Origin of the sequence: Paenirhodobacter sp. CAU 1674 (genome assembly GCF_029222945.1) — a bacterium.
GTDB lineage: Bacteria > Pseudomonadota > Alphaproteobacteria > Rhodobacterales > Rhodobacteraceae > Rhodobacter.
This window is the reverse complement of record NZ_JARHUH010000001.1, coordinates 252,636-270,595: the sequence shown is the minus strand read 5'-3', so window position 1 is coordinate 270,595 and position 17,960 is coordinate 252,636. Positions and strand designations below refer to the sequence as shown.

General features: G+C 65.5%; 15 protein-coding genes. 11 read left to right on the top strand and 4 right to left on the bottom strand.

Features of this window, described 5'->3' with window-relative positions; genetic code table 11:
• Positions 1–36 precede the first annotated feature (36 nt).
• The 9 genes from P2G62_RS01270 to P2G62_RS01230 all read left to right on the top strand — a co-directional run bounded on the left by P2G62_RS01270 (position 37) and on the right by P2G62_RS01230 (position 11,777).
• The gene (locus P2G62_RS01270) at positions 37–1,692 is read left to right on the top strand and encodes a SulP family inorganic anion transporter (RefSeq protein WP_275733036.1); all 1,656 of its coding nucleotides are present in this window, start codon (positions 37–39) and stop codon (positions 1,690–1,692) included.
• Between the two features lie 395 nt (positions 1,693–2,087).
• Positions 2,088–4,058, top strand: coding sequence for an acetate--CoA ligase (acs, locus tag P2G62_RS01265; protein ID WP_275733035.1), 1,971 nt, complete (start codon positions 2,088–2,090; stop codon positions 4,056–4,058).
• 4 nt (positions 4,059–4,062) lie between these two features.
• On the top strand, positions 4,063–4,755 hold the full coding sequence (locus P2G62_RS01260) for an adenylate kinase (protein ID WP_275733034.1): 693 nt from the start codon (positions 4,063–4,065) through the stop codon (positions 4,753–4,755).
• A 63-nt stretch (positions 4,756–4,818) separates the two neighbouring features.
• The gene (locus tag P2G62_RS01255; RefSeq protein ID WP_275733033.1) at positions 4,819–5,076 is read left to right on the top strand and encodes a DUF4212 domain-containing protein; all 258 of its coding nucleotides are present in this window, start codon (positions 4,819–4,821) and stop codon (positions 5,074–5,076) included.
• A gap of 15 nt (positions 5,077–5,091) precedes the next feature.
• Positions 5,092–6,819, top strand: a complete 1,728-nt coding sequence (locus tag P2G62_RS01250; RefSeq protein ID WP_275733032.1) for a sodium:solute symporter family protein — start codon at positions 5,092–5,094, stop codon at positions 6,817–6,819.
• A 94-nt stretch (positions 6,820–6,913) separates the two neighbouring features.
• On the top strand, positions 6,914–8,752 hold the full coding sequence (locus tag P2G62_RS01245; RefSeq protein ID WP_275733031.1) for a DUF294 nucleotidyltransferase-like domain-containing protein: 1,839 nt from the start codon (positions 6,914–6,916) through the stop codon (positions 8,750–8,752).
• Between the two features lie 9 nt (positions 8,753–8,761).
• Entirely contained in the window at positions 8,762–9,289 is a 528-nt protein-coding gene (locus P2G62_RS01240; protein WP_275733030.1) for a hypothetical protein, read from the top strand.
• Between the two features lie 2 nt (positions 9,290–9,291).
• Positions 9,292–9,684, top strand: a complete 393-nt coding sequence (locus tag P2G62_RS01235) for a response regulator (RefSeq protein WP_275733029.1) — start codon at positions 9,292–9,294, stop codon at positions 9,682–9,684.
• Positions 9,684–11,777 (top strand): exonuclease domain-containing protein, encoded by a 2,094-nt coding sequence (locus P2G62_RS01230; protein WP_275733028.1) that lies wholly within the window; start codon positions 9,684–9,686, stop codon positions 11,775–11,777. Before P2G62_RS01235 ends, P2G62_RS01230 begins: the two co-directional genes overlap by 1 nt.
• A 91-nt stretch (positions 11,778–11,868) precedes the next feature.
• Here P2G62_RS01230 and arsC read toward each other — a convergent pair whose 3' ends face one another.
• Genes arsC through P2G62_RS01215 form a run of 3 tightly spaced genes read right to left on the bottom strand, consistent with a single transcriptional unit; the run spans position 11,869 to position 13,594 of the window.
• Positions 11,869–12,210, bottom strand: a complete 342-nt coding sequence (arsC, locus tag P2G62_RS01225; protein ID WP_345799257.1) for an arsenate reductase (glutaredoxin) — start codon at positions 12,208–12,210, stop codon at positions 11,869–11,871.
• On the bottom strand, positions 12,201–13,259 hold the full coding sequence (locus tag P2G62_RS01220; protein ID WP_275733027.1) for a quinone-dependent dihydroorotate dehydrogenase: 1,059 nt from the start codon (positions 13,257–13,259) through the stop codon (positions 12,201–12,203). Before P2G62_RS01220 ends, arsC begins: the two co-directional genes overlap by 10 nt.
• A complete protein-coding gene (locus P2G62_RS01215; protein WP_275733026.1) occupies positions 13,256–13,594 on the bottom strand; it encodes a DUF952 domain-containing protein in 339 nt (112 codons plus the stop codon). The genes P2G62_RS01220 and P2G62_RS01215 overlap by 4 nt, the downstream gene beginning before the upstream one ends.
• Before the next feature lie 184 nt (positions 13,595–13,778).
• Between P2G62_RS01215 and P2G62_RS01210 the strand changes: the two genes are divergently transcribed.
• Together P2G62_RS01210 and P2G62_RS01205 are read left to right on the top strand one after the other, a co-directional pair.
• Positions 13,779–15,356, top strand: coding sequence for a 5'-nucleotidase C-terminal domain-containing protein (locus P2G62_RS01210; protein WP_275733025.1), 1,578 nt, complete (start codon positions 13,779–13,781; stop codon positions 15,354–15,356).
• 197 nt (positions 15,357–15,553) lie between these two features.
• A complete protein-coding gene (locus tag P2G62_RS01205) occupies positions 15,554–16,828 on the top strand; it encodes a glycerate kinase (RefSeq protein WP_275733024.1) in 1,275 nt (424 codons plus the stop codon).
• On the opposite strand, the gene P2G62_RS01200 is transcribed toward P2G62_RS01205, so the two are convergent.
• Complete coding sequence (locus P2G62_RS01200) at positions 16,816–17,847, bottom strand: NAD-dependent epimerase/dehydratase family protein (RefSeq protein ID WP_275733023.1); 1,032 nt, start codon at positions 17,845–17,847, stop codon at positions 16,816–16,818. The genes P2G62_RS01205 and P2G62_RS01200 overlap by 13 nt on opposite strands.
• Positions 17,848–17,960: the final 113 nt, after the last annotated feature.

Here is a 17,960-nt window from a genome sequence, read left to right as displayed (position 1 = left end):
TTTCTGTTAGCGGCACCTAACCGGTATCAACGAGCCATGCCCCATACAAGCCAAGACCTGCCGCGGCCGCGAGAGCCGCTGGAACCGATGTTGCTGAGTGCGCTGCGCGAAGGTTATGGCGGAGGGACGCTGCGCGCGGATGCGGTTGCAGGGATGACGGTGGCGATTGTGGCGCTGCCGCTGTCGATGGCGATTGCGATTGCCTCGGGGGTCGGGCCGGAGCGCGGGCTGTTCACCGCGATCGTGGGTGGTTTTCTGGTCGCTTGCTTCGGGGGCTCGCGCTATCAGATCGGCGGCCCCGCGGGGGCGTTCATCGTTCTGGTCGCGGCCTGCGTCGCGCAGACCGGGATTGCGGGGTTGGTGCTGGCGACCTTCCTGTCGGGCGTGATGCTTGCGGTGCTGGGGCTGGCGCGGCTGGGCAGTTACATCCGGTTCATGCCCTATCCGGTCACCGTGGGCTTCACCACCGGCATCGGCGTCATCATTTTCGTCAGTCAGGTCAAGGATATGTTCGGTCTGACCCTGCCGGGGGGCGAGCCCGGACCGATCCTGCCCAAGCTCGAGGCCCTGTGGGCGGCGCGCGACAGTGTCACGCCGGTTGCGGTGGCGGTCGCGCTGGCGACCGTGGTGCTGATCGAAGCGGTCAAGCGCTTCCGCCCGCGCTGGCCCAGCCTGCTGATCGGGATCGCGGCGGTCACGGCGGTCAGCGCGGTGCTGGGGCTGCCGGTGGAAACCATCGCCAGCCGTTTTGGCGCGTTGCCGCGGATGCTGCCCACGCCCGCGCTGCCCGAATTCAGCGCGCAGGCCGTCTGGGCCGCGCTGCCCTGGGCGGCCAGTTTCACCCTGCTGGGCGCGATTGAATCGCTGCTCTCGGCGATGGTGGCCGACGGGATGAGCGGCACGCAGCATCGCTCGAACATGGAGCTGGTGGCGCAGGGGCTGGCCAATATGGGCGCCGCGCTGGTGGGCGGCTTCTGCGTGACGGGCACGATCGCGCGCACGGCAACCAATGTGCGGGCCGGTGCGCAAACGCCGGTGGCCGGAATGCTGCATGCGGTGTTCGTGCTGGCGGTGATGCTGATCGCGGCGCCGCTGGCGGGCTATATTCCGCTGGCCGCGCTGGCCGGTCTGCTGGCCATCGTCGCCTGGAACATGATCGAGCGGCACGAATTCGCGGCGCTTACGCGGGCGTCGAAAGGCGACGCGCTGGTGTTGTGGGTGACCTTCCTGATGGTGGTGTTCCGCGATCTGGCCGAGGGGATCGTGCTGGGCTTCGCGCTGGGGGGGCTCGTCTTCATCCGGCACATGTCCGAGATGACGCGGCTGCACGAGGTACCGGCCGCCCCGCCCGAGGCGCTGCCCGAAATCACCCGTCAGCCGCATGATGTGGTGACCTATCGGCTGCACGGTGCGGTGTTCTTCGGTTCGGTTGCGCGGCTGGGCACGGTGCTTGACCGTATCGCGCAGCGCCCGCGTGCGGTGCTGCTGGACGTGTCCGACGTGAGTTTCATCGATTCCACCGGCGCACGGATGGTCCAGACGCTGGGCCAGACACTGTTGCGGCGGGGCGGTGAGCTGGTGATCGTGGGCGCGCGCCCCGCTCTGGCCCAGAGCATGCGGGCGCAGGGCGTGCAGGCGCCGCAGGTGCGCTTTGCCGAAGTCGCGGCACCCGGCGTGCAGGCGCCCAACTGACCTTTCGATGATCTGATGTCCGACGCCCGCGATGCGGGGCAAGCCGGGGACTTCGGCCCGAATCGCGCCGCTTTTGTGCGCGCGCGGCATGTCGTTGCCGCACTGCAGTGTCAACTCTGACCGGAAAGTCAAGTCCTGCGACGTAACGTCGTTTCGCGACTTCGTGAACAGGCAAGGGCTTGAAAGAAAATATCAAAATTTGGTCACAAATGAAAACATTTACATAGTTATCGCTGTGGCTGTGAATAAGTTTACAAAAAAATTCAATACACATGGGGGCTTACATAAAAAGTAATAATCGGTTTACACTGCGCTTGGGGTAGAACGCTCTCGATGATTGTTGAGGGCAGGGTGCGGCCTGAGGGCCGCGAAGATTTCTTTGGAGGAGGTCGAGTATGGCGACTCAGGAACAGGCAGCATCGGCACCGGAAGTGCGCGAGATTCCCGCGAATTTTGAAAACAGCCATTGCAGCACCGCGAAATACCGCGAGATGTATCAGGAATCGATCAGCGATCCTGACAAGTTCTGGGGCCGTGAAGGCAAGCGCCTCGACTGGATCACCCCCTACACCAAGGTCAAGAACACCGATTTCACCTTCGGCCATGTGTCGATCAAATGGTTCGAGGACGGCGTGCTGAACGCTTCGGTCAACTGCATCGACCGCCACCTCGCCACCCGCGGCGACCAGACCGCCATCATCTTCGAGCCCGATAGCCCGGACACCCCGGCCGAGCACATCACCTATCGCCAGCTGTCCGAGCGCGTGAACCGCATGGCCAACGTCCTGCTGAGCCAGGGCGTGATGCGCGGCGACCGCGTCGTGATCTACCTGCCGATGATCCCCGAAGCCGCCTATGCGATGCTGGCCTGTGCCCGGATCGGTGCGATCCATTCGATCGTCTTCGCCGGCTTCTCGCCCGATGCGCTGGCCAACCGGATCAACGATTGCGGCGCCAAGCTTGTCATCACCGCCGACACCGCCCCGCGCGGTGGCCGCCGCACGCCGCTGAAGGCCAACACCGACGCGGCGCTGCTGCACTGCTCGGACAAGGTGCGCTGCCTCGTGGTCAAGCACACCGGCGATCAGACCTCGTGGATTCAGGGCCGTGACGTCGACCTGAAACTGCTGATGGAACACGCGAGCCCGGAATGCCCGCCGCGCCCGATGAACGCCGAAGATCCGCTGTTCATCCTTTATACCTCGGGGTCGACCGGCAAACCCAAGGGCGTGGTGCATACCACCGGCGGCTACCTCGTCTATGCCTCGATGACCCACCAATACACCTTCGACTATCAGGACGGCGATGTGTTCTGGTGCACCGCCGACGTGGGTTGGGTCACCGGTCACAGCTATATCGTCTATGGTCCGCTGGCCAATGGCGCCACCACGATCATGTTCGAAGGCGTGCCGACCTACCCGGATGCGGGCCGCTTCTGGGAAGTCTGCGAAAAGCACAAGGTCAACCAGTTCTACACCGCGCCCACCGCGATCCGCTCGCTGATGGGGCAGGGCACCGAATGGGTCGAGAAATACGATCTGTCGTCGCTGCGCGTGCTGGGTTCGGTCGGCGAGCCGATCAACCCCGAAGCCTGGGTCTGGTATGACAAGCATGTCGGCAAGGGCAAATGCCCGATCGTCGACACCTTCTGGCAAACCGAAACCGGCGGCCACATGATTACGCCGCTGCCGGGCGCCACGCCCACCAAGCCGGGCTCGGCCACGATGCCCTTCTTCGGCGTGAAGTCGGTCATTCTGGACGCCAACACCGCCGTGCGTCAGGGCGAGACCGAGGCCGAGGGCGTGCTGTGCATCTCGGACAGCTGGCCGGGTCAGATGCGCACCCTGTGGGGCGATCATGAACGCTTCCAGGAGGCCTATTTCGGCCAGTATCGCGGCTATTACTTCACCGGCGACGGTGCGCGCCGCGACAAGGACGGCTATTACTGGATCACCGGCCGCGTCGATGACGTTATCAACGTCTCGGGTCACCGGATGGGCACCGCCGAGGTTGAATCCGCGCTGGTCGCGCATTCCGCCGTGGCCGAGGCCGCCGTCGTCGGCTACCCGCATGAGCTGAAGGGGCAGGGCATCTATGCCTATGTCACCCTGATGAACGACGTGGAGCCGACCGAGGAACTGCGCAAGGATCTGGAAAAATGGGTCCGCACCGAGATCGGCCCGATCGCCAAGCCCGACCTGATCCAGTGGTCGCCGGGCCTGCCCAAGACCCGTTCGGGCAAGATCATGCGCCGCATCCTGCGCAAGATCGCCGAAAACGACTATGGCAGCCTGGGCGACATCTCGACGCTGGCCGATCCGTCGGTCGTGCAGGAGCTGATCGACAACCGCATGAACCGGGGCTGAGAGCATGGCGGATACGGACAACACCGTTGAAACCAAGCCCGCCGTGCTGATCCTGCTCGGGCCTCCGGGCGCGGGCAAGGGCACCCAGGCGCGGATGCTGGAAGAGCGTTTCGGCCTCGTGCAGCTGTCCACCGGCGATCTGCTGCGCGGCGCGGTTGCCGCGGGCACGCCCGCAGGCCTGGCCGCCAAGGCGGTGATGGAAGCGGGCGGTCTGGTCAGCGACGAAATCGTTCTGGCGATCCTGCGCGAGCGGATGGCCCAGCCCGATGTGCAGGCCGGTGTCATCCTTGACGGTTTCCCGCGCACTGCGGGTCAGGCCGAGGCACTGGATGCGCTGCTGGCGCATTCGGGCCAGAAGGTCACCGCCGCGATCAGCCTTGAAGTGGATGACGAGGCGATGATCGCGCGCGTCGCGGGCCGCTATACCTGCGGCACCTGCGGCGAGGGCTATCACGACGAATTCAAGCAGCCCGCCGTTGCGGGCACTTGCGACAAATGCGGCGGCACGGAGTTCAAGCGCCGTGCCGACGACAATGCCGAAACGGCGCGTGCCCGGCTGCAGGCCTATCACGCGCAGACGGCGCCGCTGATCGCCCACTATGGCGCACTCGGCGTGCTCGAAAAGATCGACGCGATGGGCGGCATCGAGGACATCGCTTCGGGTCTTGGGTCGATCGTGGAACGCGTTTCGGCTTGATACGGGGAGGGGCGGGCCCTGAGAGGGGGCCCGTTCGGAGGTAAAAAACAGGGAGTTACGCTTATGGCGGACAAATCTTCGTCCAACGCCTACTGGAAAGCGAACATCCGGACCATCCAGATTTCTCTGGTGATCTGGTTCGTGTGTTCCTTCGGCTTTGGCATTCTGCTGCGCCCGATGCTGGCGGGTATCAAAATTGGTGGCACCGATCTGGGCTTCTGGTTCGCCCAGCAAGGTTCGATCATCGTGTTCCTCGTGCTGATCTTCGCCTACGCGGCCAAGATGAACAAGCTCGACAAAGAACACGGCGTGGAAGAATAAGGGAGCGCAGGGACAATGGATCAATTTACCCTCAACCTTATCGTTGTGGGCGCGACCTTTGCGCTCTACTTCGGTATCGCGATCTGGGCCCGTGCGGGCTCGACCGCCGAGTTCTACGCGGCCGGTGGCGGCGTTCACCCGGTGGCCAACGGCATGGCGACGGGCGCGGACTGGATGTCGGCGGCCTCGTTCATCTCGATGGCCGGCATCATCGCCTTCGGCGGCTATGACACCTCTGCCTATCTGATGGGCTGGACCGGCGGCTATGTGCTGCTCGCCATGCTTCTGGCGCCCTACCTGCGCAAGTTCGGCAAGTTCACCGTGCCGGAATTCGTGGGCGATCGCTTCTACTCGGGCACCGCGCGCGTCATCGCCGTGATCTGCCTGCTGATCATCTCGATTACCTATGTGATCGGCCAGATGTCGGGCGTGGGCGTCGCCTTCTCGCGCTTCCTGGAAGTGAAAGCGTCGACCGGCCTTTATATCGGTGCGGCGGTCGTGTTCGCCTATGCCGTGCTTGGCGGCATGAAGGGCATCACCTACACCCAGGTTGCGCAATATGTCGTTCTGATCATCGCCTACACCATTCCGGCGATCTTCATCTCGCTGAACCTGACCGGCAACCCGATCCCGGGTCTGGGCCTGTTCTCGAACGCGACCTCGACGGGCGAGCCGCTGCTGACCACGCTGAACGGTCTGCTGGCTGACCTGGGCTTTGCCAGCTACACCGAACAGCACGACACCACGCTGAACATGTTCCTGTTCACGATGTCGCTGATGATCGGCACCGCCGGTCTGCCCCACGTCATCGTGCGCTTCTTCACCGTGCCGAAAGTGGCCGATGCCCGTTCGTCGGCCGGCTGGGCGCTGGTGTTCATCGCGCTGCTGTATCTGACCGCTCCGGCGGTGGGTGCGATGGCACGCATGAACCTGATCAACACGATCTACCCGAATGGCGTGAGCGAAGCGCCGGTTGCCCGTGCGGACGTGCCCGATTGGGTCGACAACTGGGAAAAAACCGGTCTGCTGAAGTTCAACGACCTCAACGGCGACGGCCTGATCAACTACACCTCGTCGAAAGACACCAACGAGCTGGACGTGAACAAGGACATCATCGTGCTGGCCAACCCCGAGATCGCGCAGCTTCCGGGCTGGGTTATCGCGCTGGTTGCAGCCGGTGGTCTGGCGGCGGCCCTGTCGACCGCAGCGGGCCTGTTGATGGCGATCTCCTCGGCCGTGTCGCACGACCTGATCAAAGGCCAGCTGAACCCGGGTATCTCGGAAAAAGGCGAGCTGATGGCGGCGCGTGTGTCGATGGCGGTTGCGATCGGTGTGGCGACCTGGCTGGGTCTGAACCCCCCGGGCTTCGCGGCGCAAACCGTGGCTCTGGCCTTCGGTCTGGCGGCGTCGTCGATCTTCCCGGCGCTGATGATGGGCATCTTCTCGAAGCGCATCAACTCGAAAGGCGCGATCTGGGGCATGCTGGCCGGTCTGACCACCACGATCGTCTACATCTTCCTGCACAAGGGCTGGTTCTTCGTGGCGTCCACCGCGTCGTTCTCGGATGCCGACCCGCTGCTGGGTTCGATCAAGTCGACCTCGTTCGGCACGATCGGCGCGATCATCAACTTCGGTGTGGCCTATATCGTGTCGAACATGACCGAAGAGACCCCGGCCGAAGTTCAGGAACTGGTCGAATCGATCCGTATTCCGAAAGGTGCGGGCGCGGCGACGGGTCACTGATCCAAGGCTCCGGGCGGGGCGTCAGGCTCCGCCCGCTGGAAACAGGGTTGCGCCCCCGGCGGGGCGCAACCATCCCAAGCCGGAGAAAGTCATTATGGGCACGGATCTTCAGACCATCATCGCGTTTCTGGAAACCGTGCATCCCTATGACAACCTGCCGCGGGACGAGTTGGCGCGGGTCGCCGCCTCCTTCAGCCGCAGGGAATATGCCGCAGGCACCCAGATCTACACCCTGGGTGCGCCGCTTGAAGGCGTCTATCTGATCAAATCGGGGGGGGTCGAGGTGACCGACGCCAATGGCGCGCTGGTCTCGGTCCTGTCCAAACGCAATTCCTTTGGCGAGCGCGGGCTGATGCGCGACGGGCTGGCCGCCACCCATGCGCGCGCGGCCGAGGACAGTGTCGTGCTGCTGCTTCCGGTGGCCGAGTTCCGGCGGCTGAGCGCCGAGTTCCCGCCCTTCGCGCGGTTCTTCAACCGCTCGCGCAAGGCCGAGCCGCGGGGCACGGACATCGCCACGATGAAGATCGCCGATCTGCTGGCGCGCAAGCCGCTGTCCTGCGGCCCCGATGCGACGGTGCGCGAGGCCGCGCAGATCATGCGCGATGCGCATATCTCTTCGCTCGGGGTGACCGAACCCGCGCCGGGTGGCCAGAAGTTGCGCGGCATCGTCACGGTGCGCGATCTGTCCAACAAGGTGCTGGCGGGAGGGATGAGCCCCGACACGCCGGTCAGTGCGGTGATGACCGCCGATCCGATTTCCTTGCCGCCCACGGCGCTTGGCTCTGACATCCTGCATATCATGTTGGAACGCCGGATCGGGCATCTGCCGATCGTCGATCACGGGCTGTTTGCCGGGATGATCACGCAGACCGACCTGACGCGGTTTCAGGCGGTCAGTTCGGCGGTGCTGATCCGCGACATCGCCAGCGCCTCCAGTGTTGCGGAAATGGCCAATGTCACCGCGCAGATCCCGCAGCTGCTGGTGCAGCTGGTGGGCGGGCATCAAAGCCACGAGGTGGTCACGCGGCTGATTACCGACATCGCCGATGCCGTCACCCGCCGCCTGCTGGCGATGGCCGAGGCGGAACTTGGCCCCGCGCCGGTGCCCTATCTGTGGCTGGCCTGCGGCAGTCAGGGCCGCCAGGAACAGACCGGCGTTTCCGATCAGGACAACTGCCTGATCCTGGACGATGCCGCCACGCCCGACGACATGCGCTATTTCCACCGGCTTGCGAAGATAGTCTCGGACGGGCTGAATGACTGCGGCTATGTCTATTGCCCGGGCGACATGATGGCCACGGCCGAGCGCTGGTGCCAGCCGGTGCGGGTCTGGCGCGACTATTTCCACGGCTGGATCAACAAACCCAGCCCCGAGGCGCAGATGCTGGCGTCGGTCATGTTCGACCTGCGCGTGATCGGTGGCACCGGCGTCAGCCTGTTCACCGACCTGCAGGCCGAGACGCTGGAGCGCGCCTCGAAGAATTCGATCTTCGTGGCGCATATGATTTCGAATTCGCTGAAACACACCCCGCCTCTGGGGCTGATCCGGGGCTTTGCCACCATCCGCTCGGGCGAGCATCGCAACCATATCGACATGAAGCACAACGGCGTGGTGCCGGTGGCCGATCTGGGCCGGATCTATGCCCTGCAAGGCCGCCTGACCGAGGCCAACACCCGCGCCCGCCTGCAAGCCGCCGAAGAGGCCGGCGTGATTTCCGCCAGCGGGGCGCGCGATCTGATCGAGGCCTATGACCTGATCGCGACGATGCGTCTGGAAAGCCAGTCGCATCTGATCAAATCGGGCCGCAAGCCCGACAATTACCTGGCCCCCTCGGATCTGAGCGATTTCGAACGCTCGCATCTGCGTGACGCTTTCGTCGTCGTGCGCACGATGCAATCCGCCGTGGGGCACAACAAAGCCGCCGTAAGCTGAGGAGCGCAGATGGCCAACGATTTCCTTTCGATGCTGGCGGCGGCCTTTCTGGCGGTGGTGGTGGTCTATGCCGCCAAACACGCGCTCCGCAAGCTGACCGGCTATGTGCTGCCCAAATGGGTGATGCCCGCGGCGGCGGGCCTGTCGATGCTGGGCTATACGATCTATGCCGAATATTCCTGGTATCCGACGGTGCGCGACGGGCTGCCGCCCTCGGTCGCGGTGCTGCGCACGGTCGAGGACAGCGCGCCCTGGCGGCCCTGGACCTATGTCGCGCCGCTGACCACGCGGTTCATGGCGCTTGACTTGGACAAGCTGCGCCATCCGGCGCCGGGAATCGTCGAGGGCGAGTTGATGCTGATCGCGCGCTGGACGCCGATTCAGCAGGTCTCGGTCGCCTATGATTGCACCAATGCCGCGCGCGCCGATCTGGTCGAAGGCGCGCGGATCGACGACGGCGGGGTCTTGTCGGGGGCTGAATGGCGCCCGATCGACGCCACCGATGAGGGACTGAAGGCCGCCTGCAACGGAGGATGAGCATGGCCGACGGGGGGAGGAAGCAGCGTGTCCTGATCGTGGAGGATGAGGACAACATCGCGATCGCGCTCGATTATCTGATGGGGCGCGAAGGCTACGAACATGACCGCATCGCCAGCGGTGCCGGCGCGCTGGAAAAGATCCGCGCGACCCGCCCCGATCTGGTCTTGCTCGACGTCATGCTGCCCGAGGTGTCGGGCTATGAAATCTGTCAGGAGGTGCGCGCCGACATCGGGTTGAAAGGCGTCAAGATCTTGATGATGACTGCGCGCGGCTCGGCGATGGAACGGCGCAAGGGGTTGGCACTCGGGGCCGACGGGTTCATCGCAAAACCCTTTGAATTGAGGGAGTTGCGCGACGAAGTTCATCGCCTTCTGGACCCGGAGGGCGCGTGATGGATCTGACCCGGCTGAGCCTGCGCCTACGTGTTTTCCTGTTCTTTGCAGGACTTGCCGCAGGCAATGTCGCCGCGCTTGTCGCCGGTCTGGTCTTCGGGTTCGAACGTCTGGGCAAGCCCGAGGCGCTTGACGGCTTCATCATCGGCGGCGTGGTCGCGGGCTTCGTGATCGTCGGGCTGATCGTTGCGGTCTGGTTCCTGTTCGATGAAAACGTGGCCAAGCCGATCGAGCGGCTGGCGGGTGGGATGCGCGCGCGCACCCACGCCGAAGTCGCCGCCGATCTGGACCAGAACGCGGGCCGCTATCTGGGCGATCTGGCGCCCGCCGCCGCCGCGGTGACGCAGCATCTGGCCGAAACCCGCTCGGCCCTGACCGAAGCGGTGCAGCGCGAAACCACCCGTCTGGCACAGGAAAAGGAACGGCTCGAAACGCTTTTGTCGGATGTGCCGGTGGGGGTGTTGCTGTGTACGGCCGATCACCAGCTGGTGTTCTATAACGGGCAGGCGGTCGATCTGCTGGGGGGCGCGCATGCGCCGGGGCTGGACCGGCGCGTGTTCGATTACCTGCATCAGGCGCCCGTCGCCCATGCCTATGCCCGCCTGATGGAGACCGACGACCCCGACGCGGCCTCGGATCTGCTGTGCGCGACGGTGGCCGATGGCAAGGTTCTGGCCGCCCGGATGCGGCTTCTGTCCGAGGGTGAGGATCACCACGTCACCGCGCGCCCGGGCTATGTGCTGACATTGCGCGACGTGTCGGGCGACATGCGCGCCCATGCGCAGCGCGAACAGCTGATGGACGAGCTGTTCGACCGCATCCGCCGCCCCGCCGCCGCCCTGCAATCGCTGATCGGGGTGCTGACCGCCGATGACGGCCCGCAGGGCGCCGCACGCGACCGGGTGCGCGAGGCGGCGCGCGCCGAGGCCGGGCTTTTGAGCGGGGCGATCCACACGCTGTTCGAACGCCACGAACAGAACCGCGTCGACTGGTGGCCCTTGTCGATGATCCGCGCCTCGGATCTGGGCGAGGCGGTGCGCGCCCGGGTCGAGGCCGCGGGCGGCCAGGTGCTGAGCGTCACGGCCGGGCTGATGCTGCGCTGCGAAGGCTTTGAAATGGTGGCGTTTCTGGCGGCTCTGCTCGGGCGGCTGGAAGGCCGCAGCGATTTCCGGCTGGAGATCACCGAAGAAGGCGCAGGCGCCCTGATCGCGCTGGAATGGCGGGGACCGCCGGTGCCGATCGCCGAGCTTGAACGCTGGCTCGATGCGCCGCTCGAAGTGGGGATGGCCGATGTGACCGGGCGCCGCGTGCTGGTGACCCATGCCACCGAAATCTGGCCCGAGGTGCTCAACGACGGGCGCGCGCGGCTGTGTGTGCCGCTGCGCGAGGCGCGGCGGGTGTCGAAACGGCCCAAGCCGGTGCCGCGCGCCGTGGTCTATGATTTCGACCTGCTGGGCCGCGCGCGCGATGCCGAGGTGGCCGATACGCCGCTGGAACGGCTGACCTATGTCGTGTTCGATACCGAAACCACCGGGCTCTTGCCGACCGAGGGTGACGAGATCGTGCAGATCGCTGCGGTGCGGATCGTCAACGGGCGCCGGGTCGAGACCGAGGTTTTCGATACGCTGGTCAACCCGGGGCGCCGGATACCGCCCGGCTCGACCGAGGTGCACGGGATTTCCGATGCGATGGTGGCCGATGCCCCCGATATCGTCGAAGTGGGGCGCAAGTTCCACAAATTCGCCGAAGGCGCGGTTCTGGTCGCGCATAACGCGCCCTTCGATATGGAGTTCCTGCGCCGCAAAGAGGTTGCGATCGGGCAGAATTTCGACAATCCGATCCTCGATACGGTGCTGTTGTCGGCCGTGGTCTTCGGCCAGTCCGAAAGCCACAGCCTCGATGCGCTGACCCACCGGCTGGGCATCACCATCCCCGAAGAGGCGCGCCATACCGCGATTGGCGACACGGTGGCGACGGCGGATGCCTTCCTCAAACTTCTGCCCGCGTTGAAGGCGCGCGGCCTGACCACCTTCGGCGAGGTGGTGGACGAGGTGCGCAAGCACGGCCGCCTGATCAAGGATCTGAACGGGTGAGATGAGTATTTTTGCCAAGAAGAAGATGTTGATTTCTTCTTGGTGAAAATACTCCCGGGGGTGCGGGGGCAGGCGGCCCCCGCGCGTGCCCTTACAGGATGGCCAGCACAGCCTCGGGCGGGCGGCCAAGAGCGGCGGCGGTTTCGGTCAGCACCAGCGGACGTTCTATCAGGCGCGGATTGGCGGCAAGCGCGGCCAGGATCTCGGCCTCGGGGGCGTCTTTCGTCAGACCGGCGGGCAGGTCGGCCTCTTTCCAGCGCAGCAATGCCGCGGCGGGTTGGCCCAGCCGTGTCCGTGCCGCGGCCAGTTCGTCCAAGCTGGGCGCGTCCTGCAGATAAAGTCGCACCTGCGGGGTGATCCCGTGCGCCTGCAGCAGGGCCAGTGTCTCGCGCGATTTAGAACAGCGCGGATTGTGCCAGATCGTCACAACCACCGTTCGCGCCCCGTGCCCACCGCCTCGGCCACCGAGGTAAAGCCGTCGCGCGCCAGCAGCGCATCGAGCCCGCGCGCCACATCGGCGGCCAGCGACAACCCGCCAAAGACCATCGCGGTATAAAGCTGCACGGCAGAGGCGCCGGCGCGGATCTTTTCATAGGCCTGTTCGGCGCTGCCGATGCCACCGACACCGATCAGCGGCAGCTTGCCTGCGGTCAGCCGCGACAGCTGCGCCAGAACCCGGGTGGATTTCTCGAACAGGGGCGCACCGGACAACCCGCCCGGCTGATGGGCATCGGCGCATTTCAATCCGTCGCGGGCCAGCGTGGTGTTGGTGGCGATGATCCCGTCGATCCCGGAACTCAGCGCGACCTCGGCCAGATCTTCCAGTTCCGCCGGGCTCAGATCCGGGGCGATCTTCAGGAAGACCGGAATCGGCTGGGCAAGCCCCGCGCGCGCCGCGATCACGCCCGACAGCAGGGCGGCCAGCGCCTCCTTGCCCTGCAGATCACGCAGTTTCTCGGTATTGGGCGAGGATACGTTGACGGTCGCGAAATCCAGATGCGGCCCGGCATGGGCCAGCACGCGGGCGAAATCGGCGGCGCGATCGGCACTGTCCTTGTTCGCGCCGAGGTTGAGACCCACCGGAATGCCCGCAGGCCGTGCGGCGAGGCGCGCGGTAATCGGCTCCATGCCTTCGTTGTTGAAACCGAAGCGGTTGATCGCGGCGCGGTCCTCGGTCAGGCGCCAGAGCCGCGGGCGGGGGTTGCCCTCTTGCGGACGCGGCGTGGCGGCGCCGACCTCCAGCCAGCCGAAGCCCGCACGCATCAGCTGCGGCAGCGCCACGGCATTCTTGTCGAACCCCGCCGCCAGACCTACCGGGTTGGGCAGTTTCAGCCCGGCCAGATCGGTCGCCAACCGTGCCGAACTGACAGGCCCGGGCAGGGCTGCCAGGCCGGCACGCAGCGCGTGCAGCGACAGGCCATGCGCGGTTTCAGGGTCAAAGCGGTGCAGCAGGGCCAGTCCGGCGCGTTCGATCAGGGTCACAGCAGGGCCTCGGGGAAGATATGGCCGGTCGCCCCCAAGGGCAGGGAGGTATCCCAGACCACTTCGGACAGCTCCAGCGGGCGGTAAAGATGCGGGAACAATGCGCCCCCGCGCGAGGGTTCCCATTTCAGCGCCGGTCCAAGGGTATCGCCGTCAAAGGCGACCAGGACCAGGTCGCTTTCGGTCGCGAAATGCCGTGCGGCGGTTTCGGTGACCTGGGCCGCGGTCGAGAAGTGGATGAACCCGTCCGTCAGATCGACAGGCGCGCCAAGCGTCTGCCCGGCGTTGCGGAACGCATCCCATTCGGGGCGGCGAAAGATTTTGTAGATCAGCATGGCCTTCACATGCCCTGTGCCCGGTCAATGGTCAATCCCGCTTGGTGCCGCACGGAAGCGGGTTTCGCAGGCCTGTCATCCCGACGTCATGCTGCGCCATTACGCCGATTGCGTAAATCGGGTTTTGACAGCGCGTCCGCATGACCGCAGTGTAACACCCATGTGACAATCCCTGGAGGTATTCATGAACGCCCGTTTTCTGGCATCCGCAGCCGTTCTGGCTTTGAGCGCAGGCGCCGCGCAGGCCGACTACACGCTGCATGTGCTGCACACCAATGACCTGCATTCGCGTATTGAATCGATCAACAAATACGATTCGACCTGCGGCGCCGAGGATGAGGCCGAGGGCAAGTGCTTTGGCGGCATTGCCCGGCTGGCGACCAAGGTTGCCGAAATGCGCAAGGAACTGGAGGGCCAGAACGTCATCCTGCTGGATGCGGGCGATCAGTTCCAGGGCAGCCTGTTCTACACGACCTACAAGGGCAAGGACACGGCCGAATTCATGAACGCCATCGGCTATGATGCGATGGCGGTGGGCAACCACGAATTCGACGATGGCCCCGAGGCGCTGTCGGCCTTTATCGACATGGTGAAATTCCCGCTGGTGTCGGGCAATCTGGATGTCAGCCAGTCGAACCTGTTGAACGGCAAGGTTCAGGACACCGTCGTTCTGGAAGTCGGCGGCGAGAAGATCGGCATCATCTCGGCGCTGGCGACCGATACGGTGGAAACCTCTTCGCCCGGTCCGAACGTGATTTTCCAGGACGAGGCCGAGAGCCTGAAAGCCGATGTCGCGGCGCTGACCGAGGCGGGCGTGACCAAGATCATCGCGATCCCGCATACCGGCTTCGTGAAGGACAAGGCGCTGGCCGAGGCGGTGCCGGGGATCGACGCGATCGTGGGCGGGCATTCGCACACGCTGTTTTCCAACACCGAAGAGGGGGCCGAGAAATACCCGACCATGGTCGGCAACGTGCCCGTCGTTTCGGCCTATGCCTATTCGAAATATCTGGGCCATCTGGTCCTGACCTTCGATGACGAAGGCAATCTGAAGGACGCGGGCGGCGACGCGATTCTGCTGGACGCCTCGGTCACGCCCGATGCGACGCTGGCGGCCAAGATCGCCGAGATGGCCAAGCCGCTGGACGAGATCCGCGCCAAGGTCGTGGCCGAAACCAGCGCCGAGATCGACGGCTCGCGCGATACCTGCCGCGCCGTGGAATGCGCGATGGGCAACCTTGTGGCCGATGCGATGCTTGATCGTGTGGCCGCGCAGGGCGTGAGCATCGCGATCCAGAACGGCGGCGGTCTGCGCTCGTCGATCGACGCGGGGCCGGTGACCATGGGCGAGGTGCTGACCGTGCTGCCGTTCCAGAACACGCTGTCGACCTTCGAGGCCAAGGGCTCCACCGTCGTTGCGGCGCTGGAAAACGGGTTGAGCCAGGTCGAGGAAGGCGCCGGGCGCTTCCCGCAGGTGGCCGGGCTGAAATTCACCTGGGATGCCGCCAAGCCGGCGGGCGAGCGGGTGTCGGATGTGATGGTCGGTTCGGGCGACAGCTGGGCGCCGATTGAGGCCGATACCGTCTATGGCGTGGTGACTAACAACTATGTGCGCAACGGTGGCGATGGCTACAAGATGTTTGCGACCGAGGGCATGAACGCCTATGACTTCGGCCCCGATCTGGCGGATGTCACGGCCGAATATCTGGCGAAGGCCGGGCCTTACACGCCCTATACCGACGGCCGCATCAGCAAGAAATAAGCCCGGGTTTGCCGGGGCTTCCGGCTCTGGACAGGGTGCGCGACGGGGGCAGAGATGCCCCCGTTTTTTCATGCTTCCTGGGTGGCGGCGGTGGCCGGGCGTGGTTTTCCCTTGTCATGGCGGCGACGTGGCGGAACTGTGGGGCAGGCGTGGGGCGTTTCCGCCTGCCGCCCGTCAGACCACAGAAAGGCACCGATATGGCCGTGACAGACCCCTCCGCCTTCTTGCGTTCTCTGTTCGATGCGGCGGTGGCGGCGGCCGATCCGATGCGCGTCGTGCCCGCCGCCTTGCCGCCGCGGCCTGTGGGGCGCGTGGTGGTGGTCGGTGCGGGCAAGGCTTCGGCGCGGATGGCGCAGGCGGTCGAGGCGGCCTGGGGCCCTTGCGAGGGGCTGGTGATTACCCGCTATGGCTATGCCCAACCCTGCGAGGGGATCGAGATCGTCGAGGCCGCCCATCCGGTACCCGATCAGGCCGGTGTCGAGGCCACGCAGCGGATGCTGGAGCTGCTGCGCGGCCTTGGCCCCGAGGATTTCGTGCTGGCGCTGATTTCGGGCGGCGGGTCGGCGTTACTGTGTGCGCCTGCGCCGGGGGTGACGCTGGCGGACAAGCAGGCGGTGACGGGCGCGCTGCTGCGCAGTGGGGCCCCGATCGACGAGATCAACACCGTGCGCAAGCATCTGAGCGCGGTCAAGGGCGGGCAACTGGCCGCCGCAGCCTGGCCCGCGCGGATGCTGGCGCTGGTGATTTCGGATGTGGCGGGGGACGATCTGGCCTTCATCGCCTCGGGGCCGACGGTGGGCGATGCGCGCGGGGTGACCGAGGCGCGGGCGGTTTTGCAGGCCTATGGCATCACACCGCCGCCCGCGGTGCAGGCGGTTCTGGCGCGGGGTTCGGGCGTGTTGGCGCCGGGTGACGCACGGCTGGCGCAGGCCGAGACGCGGATCATCGCCGCCCCGGGGCAGTCGCTGGCGGCGGCAGCGGATCTGGCGCGCGCGGCGGGCGTCGAGGTGCGCCAGCTGGGCGATGCGCTGGAAGGGGAGGCACGCGATCTGGGTGCCGAACAGGCACGGATGGCGCTGCAGCTGGCTGCCGAACGCCCGGCATCCGCGCCGCCCTTTCTGCTGCTGTCAGGCGGCGAATGCACGGTGCAGCACCGGGGCGAGGGTGGCAGCGGTGGGCCGAATGCCGAATTCATCCTCTCGGCGCTGATCGCCTTGCAGGGCGCCCCGGGGATTCACGCGCTGGCCTGCGACACCGACGGCGTCGATGGCGCGGCCGAGGTCGCAGGCGCGCTGATCGGCCCCGAGGCCTGGACGCGCGCGCAGTCGCTTGAGCCGCATGCGGCGCTGGCGGCCCATGACAGCCACGGTTTTTTCGCGCGTTTGGGCGCGCAGGTCGTGATCGGGCCGACGCTGACGAATGTCAACGATTTCCGGGCGTTCCTGATTTTCGGCGGGGCTCAGACGGCGTAATAATCGCGATACCAGGCGACGAATTTCGCCACGCCCTCGGGCACGCGGGTCTGGGGGGCATAGCCGGTCAGACTGCGCAAAAGACCGGCATTGGCCCAGGTTGCGGGCACGTCGCCGGCCTGCATCGGCATCAGGTTGCGCGTGGCGGTGCGGCCGGTCGCGGCCTCGATCGCGGCGATGAAATCGGTCAACTGAACGGCATCGGAATTGCCGATATTCACCACCCGCCAGGGCGCCACCGGCGACAGGCTGTCACCTTCGGGCACCACGCCATCCGCAGGGCGCACCGGCGGCGTGTCGATCAGCAGGCGGATGCCCTGGACCAGATCCTCGACATAGGTGAAGTCGCGCTTCATGTCGCCGTAGTTATAGACGTCGATCGGGTCGCCGTTCAGGATCGCCTTGGTGAATTTGAACAGCGCCATGTCGGGCCGTCCCCAGGGGCCATAGACGGTGAAGAAGCGAAACATCGTCACCGGCAGGCCGAACAGATGCGCATAGCTGTGCGCCATGTTTTCCGTGGCCTTCTTGGTGGCCGCATAGAAGCTCATCTGATGGTCGGCGCGGTCGGTCTCGGTATAGGGCATTTCGGTATTGGCGCCATAGACCGAGCTGGTGGAGGCCAGCAGCATGTGCTGCGGCGGGTGGGCGCGGGCGGCTTCCAGCAGCTCGAACGTGCCGACGATATTGCTTTCAAGGTAAGACCGCGGGTTTTCGATCGAATAGCGCACGCCGGCCTGCGCGGCGAGGTGGATCACCACGTCGGGCTTCTCGGTTGCGAACAGACCCATCAGCAGGCCGGGCGTTTCGACCGCATCGTTGATGGCGCGGAAATTCGGGTTTTGCAGCAGCATCGACTGGCGCCGCTGCTTCAGCGCCACGTCGTAATAGTCGGTCATCGCATCCAGGCCGATCACCCGGAACCCGTCTTCCAGCAGCTGCTTGCAGGTGAAATAGCCGATGAACCCGGCCGAGCCGGTGACAAGCGCGGTGCGCGGGGTGGGGGAGGTCTGGGACATCAACGATCGCCTTTACGGATTGGGCACTGGGACTTCGGCTGTGGCACGGCACGCGCAGGTCGCTGGATACAGAGTGCGCGCCCCCGATGGCAAGGGGCATGGACGTCTGCCAG